The sequence below is a fragment of the Ammoniphilus sp. YIM 78166 genome (assembly GCF_004522215.1).
Classification (GTDB): Bacteria; Bacillota; Bacilli; order Aneurinibacillales; family RAOX-1; genus YIM-78166.
Window position 1 is genome coordinate 1 of record NZ_SDLR01000023.1, and the last position, 15,245, is coordinate 15,245.

Here is a 15,245-nt window from a genome sequence, read left to right on the forward strand (position 1 = left end):
GTTTGATGCCCTCAAATCCAGCTGAAGCCCGGATCAGGGCATCAAAGCTATCGTTTGATGCCCTCAAACCCAGCCGAGGCTCGGATCAAGGAATCAAAGCTGCCGTTTGATGCCCTCAGATCCAGCTGAAGCCCGGATCAGGGCATCAAAGCTGTCGTTTGATGCCCTCAAATCCAGCTGAAGCCCGGATCAGGGAATCAAAGCCGCCGCTTGATTCCCGCCAAGCCTGCTAAGGCCCGGATCCGGGCACCAAAGCGGCTGGATCTCTTCGGACAGTGCCGGGCTAAAAACTCTATCGGGTAATTTATGTCCGTAATGGAACATTTTTAAAAAAACAAATTGACGGAATATGACGTATCTAATATAATAACGTTAAATAAACGTTATATAAATTAATCGTCACAGATTGTAAGCGTATTAGAAACTTTCTTAATGAAAATAACTAGTGCATAATAAATAAAGCTTCATCGAAGCAATTACAAGGTAGCAAGACCGCGTTAAGAGGAAGCTTTTCCCCTTCGGGGACAACAGTTGCTTCTGAGCTAGAAGTGATTCTACGCAGTGCAGAAGCAATAGCAGTTGATTTGCCGATAGGAAAAGGTTAGTAGTTTTATTGTGTAGTGAACCTTTCCTTTCCTATGCGGTAGAAAAAGCTTGGAGGATCAATTTTTAAAGGAGTTGGTTGGATGAAGCCCCAATCTTTGCTTTTTACGATTTATGGGGAATATGTGCGACATTACGGGAGTGAGATCTGGGTCGGGAGCTTAACGAAGCTCATGGGGGAATTTGGTATGACGGAGCAAGCGGTTCGCGCAGCGATCTCTCGTATGCTTCGCCAGGGGTGGTTGGAATCAAGAAAGATCGGCAATCGAAGCTTTTATTCGATGTCGGTTCGGGGGAAGAAAAGACTAGATGAAGCGGCAGCGCGGATTTATAAAATAGATAATCAGGGATGGGATGGCAAGTGGTGTATCACAAGCTATACGATTCCGGAGGATCACCGCAAGCTGCGGGATGAATTGCGCAAGGAGTTGGCGTTCTTGGGGTTTGGGATGCTGACGAACAGCACGTGGATCTCGCCGAATGATCTGGCGGATCGGGTACGAGATATTACACAGGCTTATGAAATCAATGAGTATGTGGAGATCTTCTCGGCGGAGCATCTGGGGTGGAGTAAGGCGCAGGAACTGGTTCAAAAATGCTGGAACCTCGAAGAGATAAATCAAGCGTATAAGGAATTCATTGGTCAATATCAGCCAGAGTATGAGGCGCATGTACAGCAAGTCAAACAAGGGAAAGAAATTGCGGACAGCCACTGTTTTGTAGAAAAAACGAAGCTAGTCCATCATTATCGGAAATTTTTGTTTATTGATCCTGATCTTCCGAATGAATTGCTTCCTTCCGTGTGGTTGGGGCAGGAGGCAGACGAGTTATTTAAAAACTACTATAACTTGTTGAACCCAGGGGCTGTTCGATTCTTTGAAGATGTATATGAACCGGTTCCGGTGTAGAGAGGCCTTTTCATCAAGGCTCTAAAAAAAGAGAGATTTTAGAGCCTTGATTTACAATAAAAATTGGAATGAATGTAACCGCATTCATTCTGAGTGGAGAACAAAGGGGGAATGAAAGTGGTTGAATTCATGCAGTACGTGGCGAATGGGTTAGTCTCTGGGGGGATTTACGCGATTGTAGCGGTCGGCTTCATCACGATTTATAACGTGAGTAAGGTGATCAATATGGCTCAAGGGGAGTTCTTGATGCTAGGGGGAATGGTCACGGTTACGTTCATTAGTATGAACATTCCTTATGCGGCGGCTTTTATCCTGGCTGTGCTGCTCGTTACAGGGGTCGGGGTCGCCATTCAAAAAGGGATTATCGCCAATGCGAAAAATGCCAATCCGGTCAGCTTAATTATCTTGACGATCGGGATCTCCATTTTGATTCGCGGTGTGGCCAGCTTGTTTTGGGGGAAAGATCCGTTTGCTCTAGCCCCGCTGACCAGTAATGAACCGGTCACCTTTGCCGGGGTGAGTGTCGCTCAACAAAGTATCTGGGTAATTTTAGCGGTCCTAGCCATTCTACTTGGGCTGTGGTACTTGATGGATAAAACGATGTTAGGAAAGAAGATTAATGCCTGTTCGGTCAATCCTCTCGCGGCTCGATTGATGGGGATTAGTCCAGGAAAGATGACGATGCTGTCCTTTGCGATTAGTGCGGCTACAGGAGCGATTGCTGGGATTGTGATTGCCCCACTGAGTGTAACTTCTTATGACGTCGGCGTCTTGCTTGGAGTGAAAGGCTTTGCCGCAGCGATTCTTGGTGGTTTAGGGAATCCGTTAGGAGCGACAGCGGCTGGATTTCTGTTAGGACTCTTGGAATCGATGGGTGCAGGGTATGTCAGTTCAGGTCTTAAAGATGCGTTTGCTTTCTTGATCCTCATCGCGGTACTTCTGATTAAGCCAACCGGACTGTTTGGAGAACGCAGTGTTGGAAAAGGAGGACTATAATGTTTAAAGACGGAAAATTCAAAAAAACATATCTTGTTTATCTTTTGATCGTCATTCTCTTTCCTCTCCTGGTAAGTGATGATTACTACCAATCGGTTGCGGTCGTCATCGGGCTTCATGCTATCGTCGTCATCGGACTCTGTCTCGTCATGGGACTTACCGGACAGATCTCAATTGGTCAAGCTGCGTTTTGGGGGATTGGCGCTTATACTTCTGCCGTATTAACGACGAAGTTTGGGATCCCGCCAGCATTAGGTTTAGTGGCAGCAGCACTTGTACCCGGATTCTTCGCTTATATCTTGGCTCGGGCCATTGCGGGCTTGCAAGGGTATTATCTAGCGATGGCGACCTTGGCTTTTGGCTATATGGTTCAAATCGGAATTACCGAGTGGGAACCGGTGACAGGGGGAGCGAACGGAATCATCGGGATTCCTTCCATCGGCTTCTTCGGTGAAACGGAGATCGGCATGTACTACTTGGTTTGGGGATTTGTGACCTTAGTGCTGCTCTTTTCCCTCAATATCTTAAATTCCCGCGTAGGACGCGCGTATCGGGCCATTCATAAGAGTGAGATCGCAGCGACTTCCATGGGGATTGATGTTCGTCAGTTTAAGCTGAGTGCGTTTGTCGTGAGTGGGATGTTTGCGGGGATTTCGGGTGGACTCTACGCCCACTACATGGGCATCTTGGATCCACAGCCATTTGGCATGCATGAATCGATTGTGTTTATCACGATGGTCGTGGTCGGCGGAATGACCAGCATCTGGGGTGCTTTGATCGGAACGGTCATTATCGAGCTGATTAGTGAAGGCCTCGTGGCGGCAAGTCACGTGATCCCGGGGTTAAAGGGAGATATCGATACGATCGTGTTTGGAGCGATCTTAGTCCTGATCATGATGTTTATGCCTGAGGGCTTGGTCCCACGCTTGCGCGACGCCTACTTGAAGCGTCAAGTGAAAAAAGCGGAATTTGGCAAACAAAAGCAAAAGGAAAGGGAGACCGTGGCATGACGCAAACACTTCTACACGTGCAGGGCATTACCATGGATTTTGGTGGGGTTCGCGCCGTCAACGATGTTTCATTTGATGTAAGCCCGGGTGAGATTGTGGCTTTAATTGGACCGAACGGGGCTGGGAAAAGTACGGTCCTCAACATGGTATCCGGCGTCTTGACGCCCACGCAAGGAGAAATCTTTTTTGAGTCGCATCGGTTATCCCGAGTAAAAGGCTTCGAGTACCCTACGCTGGGGATTGCCCGAACCTTTCAGAATCTGCAAACCTTTGATGATATGACAGTTTTAGAAAATGTCATGGTGGGCTTTCATTCCAACACCAAGTCCGGTCTTCTCGCTTGCGGCTTAAAGCTTGGCTTCTCCCGTCGGGAAGAACAGGACATGTATGATCGAGCCTATGAGTTGCTTCAAATGGTGGGGATTGCGACCTTAGGTCATTTGCAGGCCGGGAGCTTGTCCTATGGAAAGCTTCGTCTCATGGAGATTGCCCGAGCCTTAGCCACGAAGCCGAAGCTTCTCCTGTTGGATGAGCCTGCGGCAGGCTTGAACCATTCTGAAACAGCGGACATGACGAACATGTTCAGGGAGATTCGCAAACAGGGAACGGCCATTCTGTTGGTGGAACACGATATGGATATGGTCATGAACGTAGCGGACCGGATCGTGGTTCTGGACCAAGGGCAGAAAATCGCCCAAGGACTGCCGGATGAAATTCAAGCTAATCCAAAGGTCATTGCCGCTTACTTAGGCGAGGAAGACGAAGGAGGGATATAGATGTCTGGTAAAACCGTGCTTCAAGTTCAAAATATGACCGCCCGCTATGGTCCCGTACAAGTCCTTCATGGCATCGACATGAACGTAAAAGAAGGGGAGATCGTGTCGTTGTTGGGGTCCAACGGCGCAGGCAAAACCACGTTGCTCAATTGCATCTGCGGATTGCACGGGGCCAAGGCGGGAAGCGTAGAATTCTACGGGCAAGACATTAGTACCGTTCCAGCAGAGAAAGTCGTTTCCTTAGGGATGGCCCATGTGCCGGAGCGGAGGCAGATCTTCTCGACGTTGAGCGTCGAAGATAATCTTTGGCTTGGAGCCTCCCACCGGATGCCTAAGGTCAGCAAGAAAGAAATTCTAGTGGAGATGGATACGATCTACCAGCGCTTCCCCATTCTATCGGAGCGGAAATGGCAGATGGGAGGAACGTTATCCGGGGGCCAGCAGCAGATGCTGGCGATCGGGCGCGCCCTTCTTTCCCGTCCGAAGCTTCTCTTGCTTGACGAGCCCTCTCTAGGTTTAGCTCCTTTAATAGGAAAGGAAATTCTGCAAATTGTGCAAGAGATACGCAACCAATGGGGAACCACGGTGCTTTTGGTCGAGCAGAATGCGAGAGCGGCCTTGGCGATTTCGGACCGAGCCTATGTGTTGAACACCGGAAAGGTGGCCATGGAAGGCAGCGCCCAAGAGGTCATGAAGGATCCGCGCGTTCAGTCTGCGTATTTAGGAAAGGCCCATGCTTAGGTGTTATGGAAAGATAACATAGATGGACAAGATTAAAGGGGGATTTTTAAGATGAAGAAGCTTATTAGAAAAACACTTTTACCTGTTATGACGGCTTCCTTATTGGTGTTAACGGCTTGCGGCGGCGGTAACCAGGCTGCTCCTGCTTCATCCAGCGGTTCTGCGCCGGCACCGGCAGCGAGCGAGTCGAAGGATCCGATTAAGGTGGGAGCGATCTTTTCTTTAACGGGAGCGAACAGTCCGCTAGGGGTACCGGAAAAGCAAGCCGTTGAACTTTTGGCTAAAGAAATTAATGACGCTGGCGGCGTGAATGGCCATCCACTTCAGGTCATTTTCGAAGATGACAAATCCGATAACACCGAAGCGGTGAAGGCGATCAAGAAACTCGTTTCCTCTGACAAAGTGGCAGCGGTTCTTGGTTCATCCGGGAGCGGTCCATCTTTAGGGATGGCGGAGTATGCCTCTGCGCAAAAGGTGACTATGATTTCCATGGCGGCAGCGGATCAGATTACCAATCCGGTTCGTGCCGGCATCTTTAAAACCCCTCATACGGATATTCACGGAACGAAGCGTGTGTTTAAATACATGCAAGAGCAAGGCCTGACGAAAGTGGCTATTCTTTATGACAGCAACCCGTATGGAAGCGGCTATGCCGTTCAATTGAAGAAGTTTGCCCCTGATTATGGGATTACCATCGTAGCGGAAGAAAAGTATGGCACGAAGGATCCGTCCATGAGCTCTCAGTTGACTAAGATTAAAGGCACGGATGCGCAAGCGATCTTTATCGCAGGGACGAACCCTGGACCTTCTACGATTGTAAAGGAAGCAAAGCAGTTGGGGATTACGATTCCGATGATTAGTTCCCATGGAAGCGCTAACGCGAAGTTCTTGGAGTTAGCTGGAGATTCGGCTAATGGTGTGTTGATGGTAGCGGGTAAGTTGTTGGTTCCTGACCAAGTCGATGCAGCCGATTCTCAAGCCGCCATTATCAAGAAGTTCGTAGAAGGCTATCAAGCGGCTTACAATAGTCCAGCTGACGGTTTTGCTGGGTATGGCTATGATGGTTTGAACATTTTGGTTGAAGGCTTGAAATTGGCTGAAGGTGACGTAGCGAAGCTTCCTGAAGCTCTGCAACAAGTAAATTACATTGGGGTTACGGGTGAATTCAAGTTTACGGCTGACGACCACAATGGATTGCATGAAGACAGCATGATTATGGTTGAAGTGAAAGATGGCAAATACCAGCTTATAAAATAAAGGATGAAGGAGAGGGAGGCCAAAGCCCTCTTCTTCTATTTTTAAGGAAAAAAGGAGCACAAGAACATGTCAGACATTTTAAAAGCCTTGCTAGCGATTGCTCCCATTTTAAACAAGGGACTCGTCTATGATTGCATGATTGGCGTGACGGATACGGAGAAATTTTTGGCCTATTATCCAGGAGGAAACCTGGACTTGAAAATTAAGCCTGGCGACCCCTTGCGTCCAGGAAGCATCAACCATACGGCGATCGTGGAAAAGAAACGCGTGAAAAAGTGGATTCCTCGCGAGCTGTATGGCATTCCTTACATCGCGGTGGGCTATCCGATCGTGGATAAAGGTGAGGTGGTCGGCTGCCTGGCCACGGGCATTTCCACGGACCGGGAAGAGCGTCTGCAAGCCATGTCCGATGAATTAGCGGGTACGTTGGAAAATCTGATGTTCAATACGGAGCAAATTTCTTCGGCGTCCGTCCAATTAGCCTCCACGACGCAGGATATGGGCTCCTCTACGGCCCAGGTCAAAGAGAAAATTGAAGAAACCTCGAAAATGAGCGAACTCATTCGTCATGTCTCTAGCCAAACCAATATCCTCGGCATCAACGCAGCGATTGAAGCCGCGCGTGCAGGGACGCATGGAAGAGGCTTCTCTGTCGTGGCCAATGAGATTCGCAAGCTTTCGGACAGTACGTCTAGCTCCACGCAGTCCATCGCTACTCACCTCCAGGAAATGAACCAATTGGTCACGGCGGTATCCAAGGAAATGGATAGAGTCAACCAATTCACGCTCCAGCAATCCTCGCAAATCCAAGAGCTGTTCTCTGTCATTCAGCGTCTTCACCGCATGGCAGAAGATTTGAGAGGTTTAGCAAAAATAGACTAATAAGAAAATTGAGTAACCTATTGACAGAACTATATGACGGTATGTTATTATTACGTTATAAAAACGTATTACGATATATACATAGCAAATAGTGTTATATATCGTAAACGCAACTAACCAATCGATTGAAAGGGGAGATTAGGGTGGTACAGATGGTGAATCGGACAGAACAATTAACAGCCCAAGAACAAGAACTCAGACTGAAGGAGTTTCTTGCCAAAATAGAGCGCGGAGAAAAAATTGAAGCAGACGACTGGATGCCGGAAGATTACCGCATTCAGCTGATTAAGTTGATTGCCATGCACGGTCTTAGTGAGATTATGGGAGCGTTGCCAGAGAAGGAATGGGTACCGAAGACGCCAACCCTTAAGAGAAAGTTATCTTTAATGGCCAAGGTGCAAGATGAGATGGGTCATGGACAGCTGCTGCTTCGCGTAGCGGAAGATCTTTTGAAGCCTCTTGGAAAAACGAGAGAGGATATCATGAACGACATGTTTGTCGGTCGCTTGAAGTTCCACAACGTGTTCCACATGGCGACGGTCAGCTGGGCAGATGCCGCTTTGATCGGGTGGCTTGTAGATGGTGCCGCGATCGTGACGCAGAAAATGCTGGCGCACAGTTCGTATGCTCCTTACGCGAGGGCCTTGAAGAGAATTATTTTGGAGGAACGCTTCCACGCTTATCATGGCGAGGATATGGTCATTGCCCTTGGTGATGGTACGCCGATGCAACGCGAGATGATGCAGGATGCACTGAACCGTTGGTGGCCAGCTCTTCTGATGTTCTTCGGTCCACCTGAAGAAGGCGGACTTAAGAGCAACCAAGAGATGAACATTCGCTACAAGATCCGAACCAAAACCAACGAAGAACTCCGCCAAGAGTTCCTAGATAAATACGTTCCACAAATTCAAGCGCTCGGACTGAAGGTTCCGGATGAAAACATTTACTATGACGAAGCGGCTAAGAAATGGGTTTACACGCACGCAGACTACACGTACTTGCGAGACGTTATCGCGAAAAACCAAGGGCCGCGTTCTCAGAATCGCCTGAACTTGAGAAAGATCGGATTCTCCAACAATGCCTGGGTAAGAGAAGCTTTACTAAAAAAGCAATCTGAGCAAATCAGCTAAAGAGAGGTGTAAACGATGAGTAACGAACAAGTAAAAGACTATGATGTGTATGAAGTATTCAGCCAAAAGGATTTGACCTCTAAATTCGAGAGCCAGTTCAGCTTGCTGGCCCCCAATGCGGAGATCGCCTTGAGCATGGCGCAAGACAATTTTATGCGCCGTGAGGAAGTCCCGGCCAACCTGTTTGTAGTCAAAAGAGAGCACATGCACTTTATGTCGCCAGAAGATCGTGCAGCCCTTTATCGATTGGACAATAAAGATTATCGCCAGCCCGCTCATTATGGGTTCATCCCATCGAGATGGCGTGAGTTAAAAGAAAAAAACATAGGCAAAAGCGTATAGGAGAAGGAGGCGAAATCATATGACGAAATCATATCAAACACCGGAAGAAGCAAAGCAAGATCAGGCCTATCTAGAGGTCCTTTCTGAACTGATCTATCAATTGGCCGACGACGATTTGGTGATCAGCCATCGCGGGTCTGAATGGCTCGGATTGGCTCCCCACATCGAAGAGGACGTGGCGTTCTCCTCGATTACGCAAGACACCATGGGTCATGCTGCGATGTACTATCAAATGCTTGAAGAGCTTGGCTTTGGTAAAGCAGACGATATCGCTTACCTGAGAAAGCCTGAAGAATACCGAAATGCCCTTTTGACCGAACGCCCAAATGGAAAAGGACATTACAAAGAAGATCCCGATTACGACTGGGGCTACGCCATCATCCGCAACTATGCCTATGAAGTGTTCAAGAAAGCCCGTCTGGATTCACTCGAGAAGTCTTCTTATGTCCCACTCGCCCAAACGGCTCAGAAGATTAAGCGAGAGCAGTTCTACCATCTCTACCACTGGGAAGTGTGGATCGACCAGCTCGCCCACAGCACCGAAGAAGCCCAGAAGCGTCTGAACGCGGCCATTAAGAAAACGTGGGATGACTTGGAGTCGCTGTTTGACCTTGGAGCTAAGGGAGAGGCGATGGTTCAATTCGGACTGGTCGAAGCCTCGGATGTTTTGAAGCAAAGCTTCATCAATCGCTTCCAAGCGAAGATCGAAGGTGCCGGATTAGAGTGGCCAGGAGTGTTTGTTCCTTTGGAGGTTTCCGGAAGAGAAGGCAAGCATACGCCTGAGTTCTTTGCAGCCTTAAATGAATTGAATGAAGTGTATAAACTAGACCCGCAAGCCAAGTGGTAAGAGGGGAAGAAGAGTAGAGGAGGAGATCATCGTGCAAGAAGCCTTATTGTCTCGCGAACAGCAAGTATGGGAAAAGCTGCAGCTCGTCACCGATCCGGAAATTACGTCTGTTAATTTAATCGAGATGGGAATGGTAGAGAAAGTCATCGTCGAAGGGAACCAAGTAGAGGTCCAACTGATCCCGACTTATATCGGCTGTCCCGCCTTAAATATGATGGAGGAAGATGTGATCGAGGCGGTTTCCCAGGTTCAAGGAGTCGATGAGGTGAAGGTGAGCTTCCTCCGCACTCCCATCTGGACCTCGGACCGCATTACCGCCGAGGGCAGGGAAAAGCTCAAGGAGTTCGGGATCGCCCCGCCTCCTCTCGCTCCCAAGCAAGAAGGAATTTGGGAGATTGAATGCCCGTACTGCAATTCTCCCAAAACGGTCATGAACAATATTTTCGGTCCGACCGCTTGCCGAAGCATCTTTTACTGCAATTCCTGTAAGAATCCGTTTGAGGCGATTAAGCCGGTTTAAAAACGGGGCGCGTAGGTGGAAAAAGTCCATCTATTTGGCTTAAAGGATGGAGAATAGACGAGTGTAAGTGGATTATCTCCATCTAAATAGGTTTATGACCCTTCATATAAGGCTTTTCAGATTCATTAAGTGGACTTTTTCCATCTATCCATGCTTTTGTTGAAGCCTAAATTTTGAATAGGTGGAGTTTTTCCACCTTATATCCATTTAATCTACTAACCATGGGAGGCTATCATGTCTGATCTTACAAAAAAAATGTACATTAACGGAGAATGGGTGCTTGCTGAAAGTGGAGAAACGCTAGACGTGATCAACCCCGCTACGAGCGAGCCTGTGGGTGTGGTCACGTTCGGGGATGACCGCGATACGAAAAAAGCCATCGATGCAGCCCATGCCGCTTTTAAAGGCTGGTCCCAGCTTACCGCGCGTGAACGTTCCAAGTACTTGAGCAACCTATTTGAACTGATTCGTAAAAACCGCGATGAGCTCGCTGCTATCATGTCTGCTGAAATGGGCAAGCCGCTGGGCGAAGCGAAGTTCGAAGCCTTGGGTGCAGCGGATAACTTTATGTGGTATGCCGAAGAAGCCAAACGCATTTATGGGGAGACGATTCCTTCCTCAGTGGCTAACAAGCGCTTGATGGTGATCAAGCAGCCCGTAGGGGTGGTTGCCGCGATTACGCCGTGGAACTTCCCATTGAATATGCTAGCGCGCAAAATCGCTCCCGCTCTTGCTGCCGGTTGTACGGTGGTGGTGAAGCCGGCGATGAAGACGCCGCTTTGTGCCATCCGTTTCTTTGAATTGATTGAAGAAGCTGGGTTCCCTAAGGGAGTGGTCAACCTTGTCCTTGGTCGCGCGAGCAAAATCGGGAAGGAATTTACCGACAACCCTAAGGTAGCCAAGATCACCTTTACCGGATCCACGGAGGTTGGAAAGCAGCTGATGGCCGATGCCGCGAAGCAAGTGAAGCGCATCAGCATGGAGTTGGGCGGACACGCCCCATTCATCGTATTCGATGATGCCAACCTGGATGCAGCGGTTCAGGGCTTGTTTGAAAGCAAATACCGCAACACCGGTCAAATGTGCATTTGTACGAACCGCTTGTATGTTCAAGAATCCGTCGTTGAGGCGTTTACGGCGAAGCTGGTGGAGCGCTTGAAGAATACCAAAGTGGGCGACGGACGCGTGAAGGGTGTAGAAATCGGTCCGTTGGTTGACGAGGGTGCTTTGAAGAGCGTCATGGCGCACATTGAAGATGCCAGAGAAAAAGGCGCCAACATTGCGTTCGGTGGAAACCGTTTGAGCGAAGGCGAGTACAGCAAAGGATTTTTCCTCGAGCCGACGGTCATTACCAACGTAACACCGGATATGAAAGTTTGCTATGAAGAAACCTTCGGACCGGTGGTTCCGATCATCCCGTTCAAGGATGAAGCTTCGGTGATTGAAATGGCCAATGATACGACCTTCGGTCTAGCCGCTTATGCGTACACGCAAAACAACAGCCGTTGCTTCCGCATCGCTGAAGCGCTAGAGTATGGAATCGTGGGGATCAACGATGGTTCTCCAACACAAACTCAAGCTCCATTTGGCGGATTCAAGGAAAGCGGAATTGGCCGTGAAGGCGGACATTATGCGTTAGAAGGATTCTTGGAAACGAAGTTTGTTTCGTTTGGATTATAAAGAGGACGGCTTAGGGGTAACGGGTTCCGTTTAGAGGTGCAAGCAAGGGGATTCAGGGTGTTTTCACCACTATAATCATAAGAAGGACTTCTACAAACATAACAGTTGATAGAAGTCCTTCTTTAACGTTATCTCACTTTTTCTTTCTTATGAAGCAGCTTCTTGAAATCGATTTCTAATTCTCTGTTTTTCTCGTTCGGCTTAATAAGTACGCCTTCTTGCCATTTTTGATAAGCATATATGACAAAGGCAAGAGGGAATATTAGCATGAATATACCGAAGTTATTCATACGGTCTAACCTATATACTCCAAAGAATATTAACACATTAAGGATTCCAAACGCATATAAGGCGTCAATGACTGCATTGGTCAAAATATATACCCAAAAGGATTTATCAAAAGTAAAATGAAAAATCCATATCGTCCCCGCTAAAAATGCACCATAGGTTAATGGATATGTAATGAAATGTTCCCACGGTAAAATTCTCTCTACAATAGTCCACCAATTGTACACATAGCCGATTTCTAAAATCATAGTAATTAAAAGAGAAGCCAATATTGCCACAGGCATAAACCGTTTCAATGAATGTTTATTTATGAAAAACAAGGATAGCCATGAAACAATAAGCATAAGCCATAAGATAAGTTTAGCCATTTGCCACACCTCCGCAAATTTAATGTTAGATTATGTAGCTGCGGAAAATTTATGTAAAGGGTACATAAATCGCACTCGAATTCACATATTCACGCTTATGGACATCCCACATGTGAGGGCGAGCCTCTTTTTCGAGGTTTAACTTCCAATAACTGGGTATAATAATTCCATCAAATACGGAGGAGCGAAGATGGTATCTGTCGTATTCTCGATTTTTTGGATTATTGCCTCTTGGTGGCTAGCCGATTGGGAGAACTGGATGCTGTATTATCCAACGATGCTTTTTTCCATGGTAGCGAACTTGATCTATGAAGTGGTCTTTTCTGAGTACCCGTTGTGGGCGATGGAGCCGAATGGCCTTCCAAATCGGACTTTAAACATTCTTCAGTCGTCCTTGGTCGGGATGCCTTTCCCGACTTTGCTTTATTTGTCGCATTTTCCTTTTGGGCATGCTCTTGTGTTTAAGGTAGGGTATATGCTTTTGTTTATAGGCTTGTTTGTTCTGATGGAGTATGTAGCCGTTCGGTTCGGATCCATCTCGTATCACCAGGGGTGGAAACTCCTTTATTCTGCTTTTTTTGATATTGGCATCTTCGTGATCCTGCTGGTCCACTTTTTTTATCCGCTGTGGGCCTGGGCGATGTCGTTTGGCGTGCTGGGGGTGATGTTGGTGAAGTTTAAAGTAGGCTTGGCGAAAATGAGATAAGGGCTACTCCTTGGAGGGAGTAGCCCTTATCGTTTTATCCTAGTACTTTCTCTGCGTGTGCAACCACGTTTTCGACGGTAAATCCATATTCCTTCAAAATGCGATCGCCAGGAGCGGAAGCACCGAACTCGTTGATACCGATGATTGAGCCTTGATCGCCCACGTATTTTTCCCAGCCCAGCGGAGTGGCCATTTCGATCCCCACGCGCGCTTTAACATCAGGAAGGATAACGGAATCCTTGTATTCCTTCGGCTGTTGCTCGAACAATTCCCAGCAAGGCATGCTGACGACGCGAGCAGCGATTCCTTTCGCGGCTAGTGCTTTTTGCGCTTCTACGGCGAGGCTTACCTCGGAACCTGTAGCGAGCAGCTGCACTTGCGGCTTGGATCCATCGGCTGGATCCGCGACCACGTAAGCCCCTTTGGCTACGCCTTCGCGTGCTTTTTCAGCGGTGCCTGGTAGGGTTGGAAGCTTCTGACGAGTAAGAACCATGGCCACAGGAGCTTCTTTTTGCTCGATCGCATAGCGATAGGCTTGGGTGGTTTCGTTCGCATCTGCAGGACGCATTACAAGTAGGTTTGGCATGACGCGCAGGGACGGTAACTGCTCAACCGGCTCGTGCGTCGGACCGTCTTCTCCAACGGCAATACTATCATGTGTGAGCACGTAGATGACCGGCTGCTTCATAAGAGCCGATAGTCTTACCGCTGGACGCAGGTAGTCGGAGAACACGAAGAACGTTCCGCCATACGGGCGCACGCCGCCATGAAGGGACAGTCCGTTTAGGGCGGCTGCCATCGCAAATTCACGAACCCCAAACCATACGTTGCGGCCGGCGTAGTTTTCGCGATCGAACACAGGTAGACCTTTGAGCGTTGTATTGTTGGAAGAAGCTAAGTCTGCAGATCCTCCGAAAAGGGTAGGCAGGTTCTTGGCAATCGCATTAAGTGCTGCACCGGAAGACTCGCGAGTCGCCATTTTTGGCGCATCCGGTTGGTAAACCGGAAGGTCGGCATCCCATCCTTCAGGAAGCTCATGCTTAATCGCAAGCTCGTATTGGCGCGCGAGCTCAGGATGAGCTTGCTTGTAGCTGTTGAACAGCTCGTTCCATTGGTTTTCTTTTTGCTGAGCTTCGGCTTTGAGCTGCGCGAAGTGGGATTGTACATCTGTTGGTACTTCAAACGGCTCATGCTCCCAGCCGTAGGCTTGTCTGGTGAGCGTGATCTCGTCTTTTCCAAGCGGAGAGCCGTGAGCCGCGGATTTACCCGCTTTGTTCGGGCTTCCGTAACCGATCACGGTGCGTACCTCGATGAGGGCCGGGCGTTGCAGGTCTTGCTTGGCTTCCTGGATGGCTTTTCCGATGGCTTGAATGTCGTTTCCATCTTCCACGCGCAGGTACTGCCAACCGTAGGACTCAAAGCGCTTCTTCACGCTTTCGGTGAAAGCAAAGCTGAGCTCTCCATCGAGGGAGATGTCGTTGGAATCGTAAAGCACGACTAATTTGCCCAATCCCATATGTCCAGCCATAGATGCAGCTTCCGCAGAAACCCCCTCCATGAGATCTCCGTCTCCGCAAATGGTGTAGGTGAAGTGATCGACGATCTTGAAGCCTTCTTTATTATATGTAGCCGCTAGGTGCTCTTCGGCCATGGCCATACCGACCGCCATGGCTACCCCTTGTCCAAGTGGACCGGTCGTAGCTTCTACGCCTGGAGTGTGTCCATACTCAGGATGACCAGGTGTTTTGCTGCCCCATTGGCGGAAGTTCTTGAGCTCTTCGATGGGAAGGTCGTATCCGGTGAGGTGAAGCAAGCTGTATAGTAGGGCGGATCCGTGTCCAGCAGATAGGACAAAGCGGTCGCGGTTGGACCATTCCGGATTCGCTGGATTGTGATTCATTTGCTTAGCCCATAGCTCGTAAGCCATAGGAGCAGCCCCCATCGGCATCCCCGGGTGACCGGAATTCGCCTGCTCCACCATGTCAATGGAGAGGGTGCGGATCGCATTAATTGCTAGCTGATCAATAGACATTAAGAGTTCCTCCTTATTCTCAAAACACGATATTCCTATATTACCATAATTAACTTGGAATTATCAGTGATTTTGGATTTTGGGGGGGTGGTGTGTGTGTGGGGGGGGGAGCCCGCCGTAGGCGATATGCCGGACCCGGGTCGGATTTCGCCGGACAGG

At 48.7% G+C, this 15,245-nt stretch carries 15 protein-coding genes; 13 read left to right on the forward strand and 2 right to left on the reverse strand.

The genetic code is table 11. From position 1 onward, the window contains the following. Positions 1-686 precede the first annotated feature (686 nt). The 12 genes from paaX (at position 687) to EIZ58_RS32340 (ending at position 11,692) form a co-directional block, all read left to right on the forward strand. The gene (paaX, locus tag EIZ58_RS32285; RefSeq protein WP_134705158.1) at positions 687-1,511 is read left to right on the forward strand and encodes a phenylacetic acid degradation operon negative regulatory protein PaaX; all 825 of its coding nucleotides are present in this window, start codon (positions 687-689) and stop codon (positions 1,509-1,511) included. A gap of 117 nt (positions 1,512-1,628) precedes the next feature. Beyond that, positions 1,629-2,507 carry a branched-chain amino acid ABC transporter permease gene (locus tag EIZ58_RS32290; RefSeq protein WP_134705159.1) on the forward strand — a complete coding sequence of 293 codons (879 nt, stop codon included), beginning with the start codon at positions 1,629-1,631 and terminating at the stop codon, positions 2,505-2,507. After that, a complete protein-coding gene (locus tag EIZ58_RS32295; protein ID WP_134705160.1) occupies positions 2,507-3,517 on the forward strand; it encodes a branched-chain amino acid ABC transporter permease in 1,011 nt (336 codons plus the stop codon). The genes EIZ58_RS32290 and EIZ58_RS32295 overlap by 1 nt, the downstream gene beginning before the upstream one ends. Further along, positions 3,514-4,293, forward strand: a complete 780-nt coding sequence (locus tag EIZ58_RS32300; RefSeq protein ID WP_134705161.1) for an ABC transporter ATP-binding protein — start codon at positions 3,514-3,516, stop codon at positions 4,291-4,293. Before EIZ58_RS32295 ends, EIZ58_RS32300 begins: the two co-directional genes overlap by 4 nt. Further along, the gene (locus tag EIZ58_RS32305; RefSeq protein WP_134705162.1) at positions 4,294-5,034 is read left to right on the forward strand and encodes an ABC transporter ATP-binding protein; all 741 of its coding nucleotides are present in this window, start codon (positions 4,294-4,296) and stop codon (positions 5,032-5,034) included. 51 nt (positions 5,035-5,085) lie between these two features. Beyond that, complete coding sequence (locus EIZ58_RS32310) at positions 5,086-6,291, forward strand: ABC transporter substrate-binding protein (RefSeq protein WP_134705163.1); 1,206 nt, start codon at positions 5,086-5,088, stop codon at positions 6,289-6,291. A gap of 66 nt (positions 6,292-6,357) precedes the next feature. Further along, positions 6,358-7,173, forward strand: a complete 816-nt coding sequence (locus tag EIZ58_RS35080; protein WP_134705164.1) for a methyl-accepting chemotaxis protein — start codon at positions 6,358-6,360, stop codon at positions 7,171-7,173. A gap of 152 nt (positions 7,174-7,325) precedes the next feature. After that, complete coding sequence (gene paaA / locus EIZ58_RS32320) at positions 7,326-8,303, forward strand: 1,2-phenylacetyl-CoA epoxidase subunit PaaA (RefSeq protein WP_134705172.1); 978 nt, start codon at positions 7,326-7,328, stop codon at positions 8,301-8,303. A gap of 15 nt (positions 8,304-8,318) precedes the next feature. After that, a complete protein-coding gene (locus EIZ58_RS32325) occupies positions 8,319-8,645 on the forward strand; it encodes a 1,2-phenylacetyl-CoA epoxidase subunit B (protein WP_134705165.1) in 327 nt (108 codons plus the stop codon). A 19-nt stretch (positions 8,646-8,664) separates the two neighbouring features. Next, complete coding sequence (gene paaC, locus EIZ58_RS32330; protein ID WP_134705166.1) at positions 8,665-9,492, forward strand: 1,2-phenylacetyl-CoA epoxidase subunit PaaC; 828 nt, start codon at positions 8,665-8,667, stop codon at positions 9,490-9,492. A 31-nt stretch (positions 9,493-9,523) separates the two neighbouring features. Continuing rightward, the gene (gene paaD / locus EIZ58_RS32335) at positions 9,524-10,012 is read left to right on the forward strand and encodes a 1,2-phenylacetyl-CoA epoxidase subunit PaaD (protein WP_134705167.1); all 489 of its coding nucleotides are present in this window, start codon (positions 9,524-9,526) and stop codon (positions 10,010-10,012) included. A 234-nt stretch (positions 10,013-10,246) separates the two neighbouring features. Then, positions 10,247-11,692, forward strand: coding sequence for an NAD-dependent succinate-semialdehyde dehydrogenase (locus EIZ58_RS32340; RefSeq protein WP_134705168.1), 1,446 nt, complete (start codon positions 10,247-10,249; stop codon positions 11,690-11,692). Positions 11,693-11,820: 128 nt separating this feature from the next. On the opposite strand, the gene EIZ58_RS32345 is transcribed toward EIZ58_RS32340, so the two are convergent. Next, entirely contained in the window at positions 11,821-12,348 is a 528-nt protein-coding gene (locus tag EIZ58_RS32345; protein ID WP_134705169.1) for a hypothetical protein, read from the reverse strand. Positions 12,349-12,538: 190 nt separating this feature from the next. On the opposite strand from EIZ58_RS32345, the gene EIZ58_RS32350 reads away from it, so the two are divergent. Next, positions 12,539-13,054 carry a CBO0543 family protein gene (locus tag EIZ58_RS32350; protein WP_134705170.1) on the forward strand — a complete coding sequence of 172 codons (516 nt, stop codon included), beginning with the start codon at positions 12,539-12,541 and terminating at the stop codon, positions 13,052-13,054. A 34-nt stretch (positions 13,055-13,088) separates the two neighbouring features. Here the strand turns inward: EIZ58_RS32350 and tkt are convergent, their stop codons facing one another. Then, positions 13,089-15,086 carry a transketolase gene (tkt, locus tag EIZ58_RS32355; protein WP_134705171.1) on the reverse strand — a complete coding sequence of 666 codons (1,998 nt, stop codon included), beginning with the start codon at positions 15,084-15,086 and terminating at the stop codon, positions 13,089-13,091. Positions 15,087-15,245: the final 159 nt, after the last annotated feature.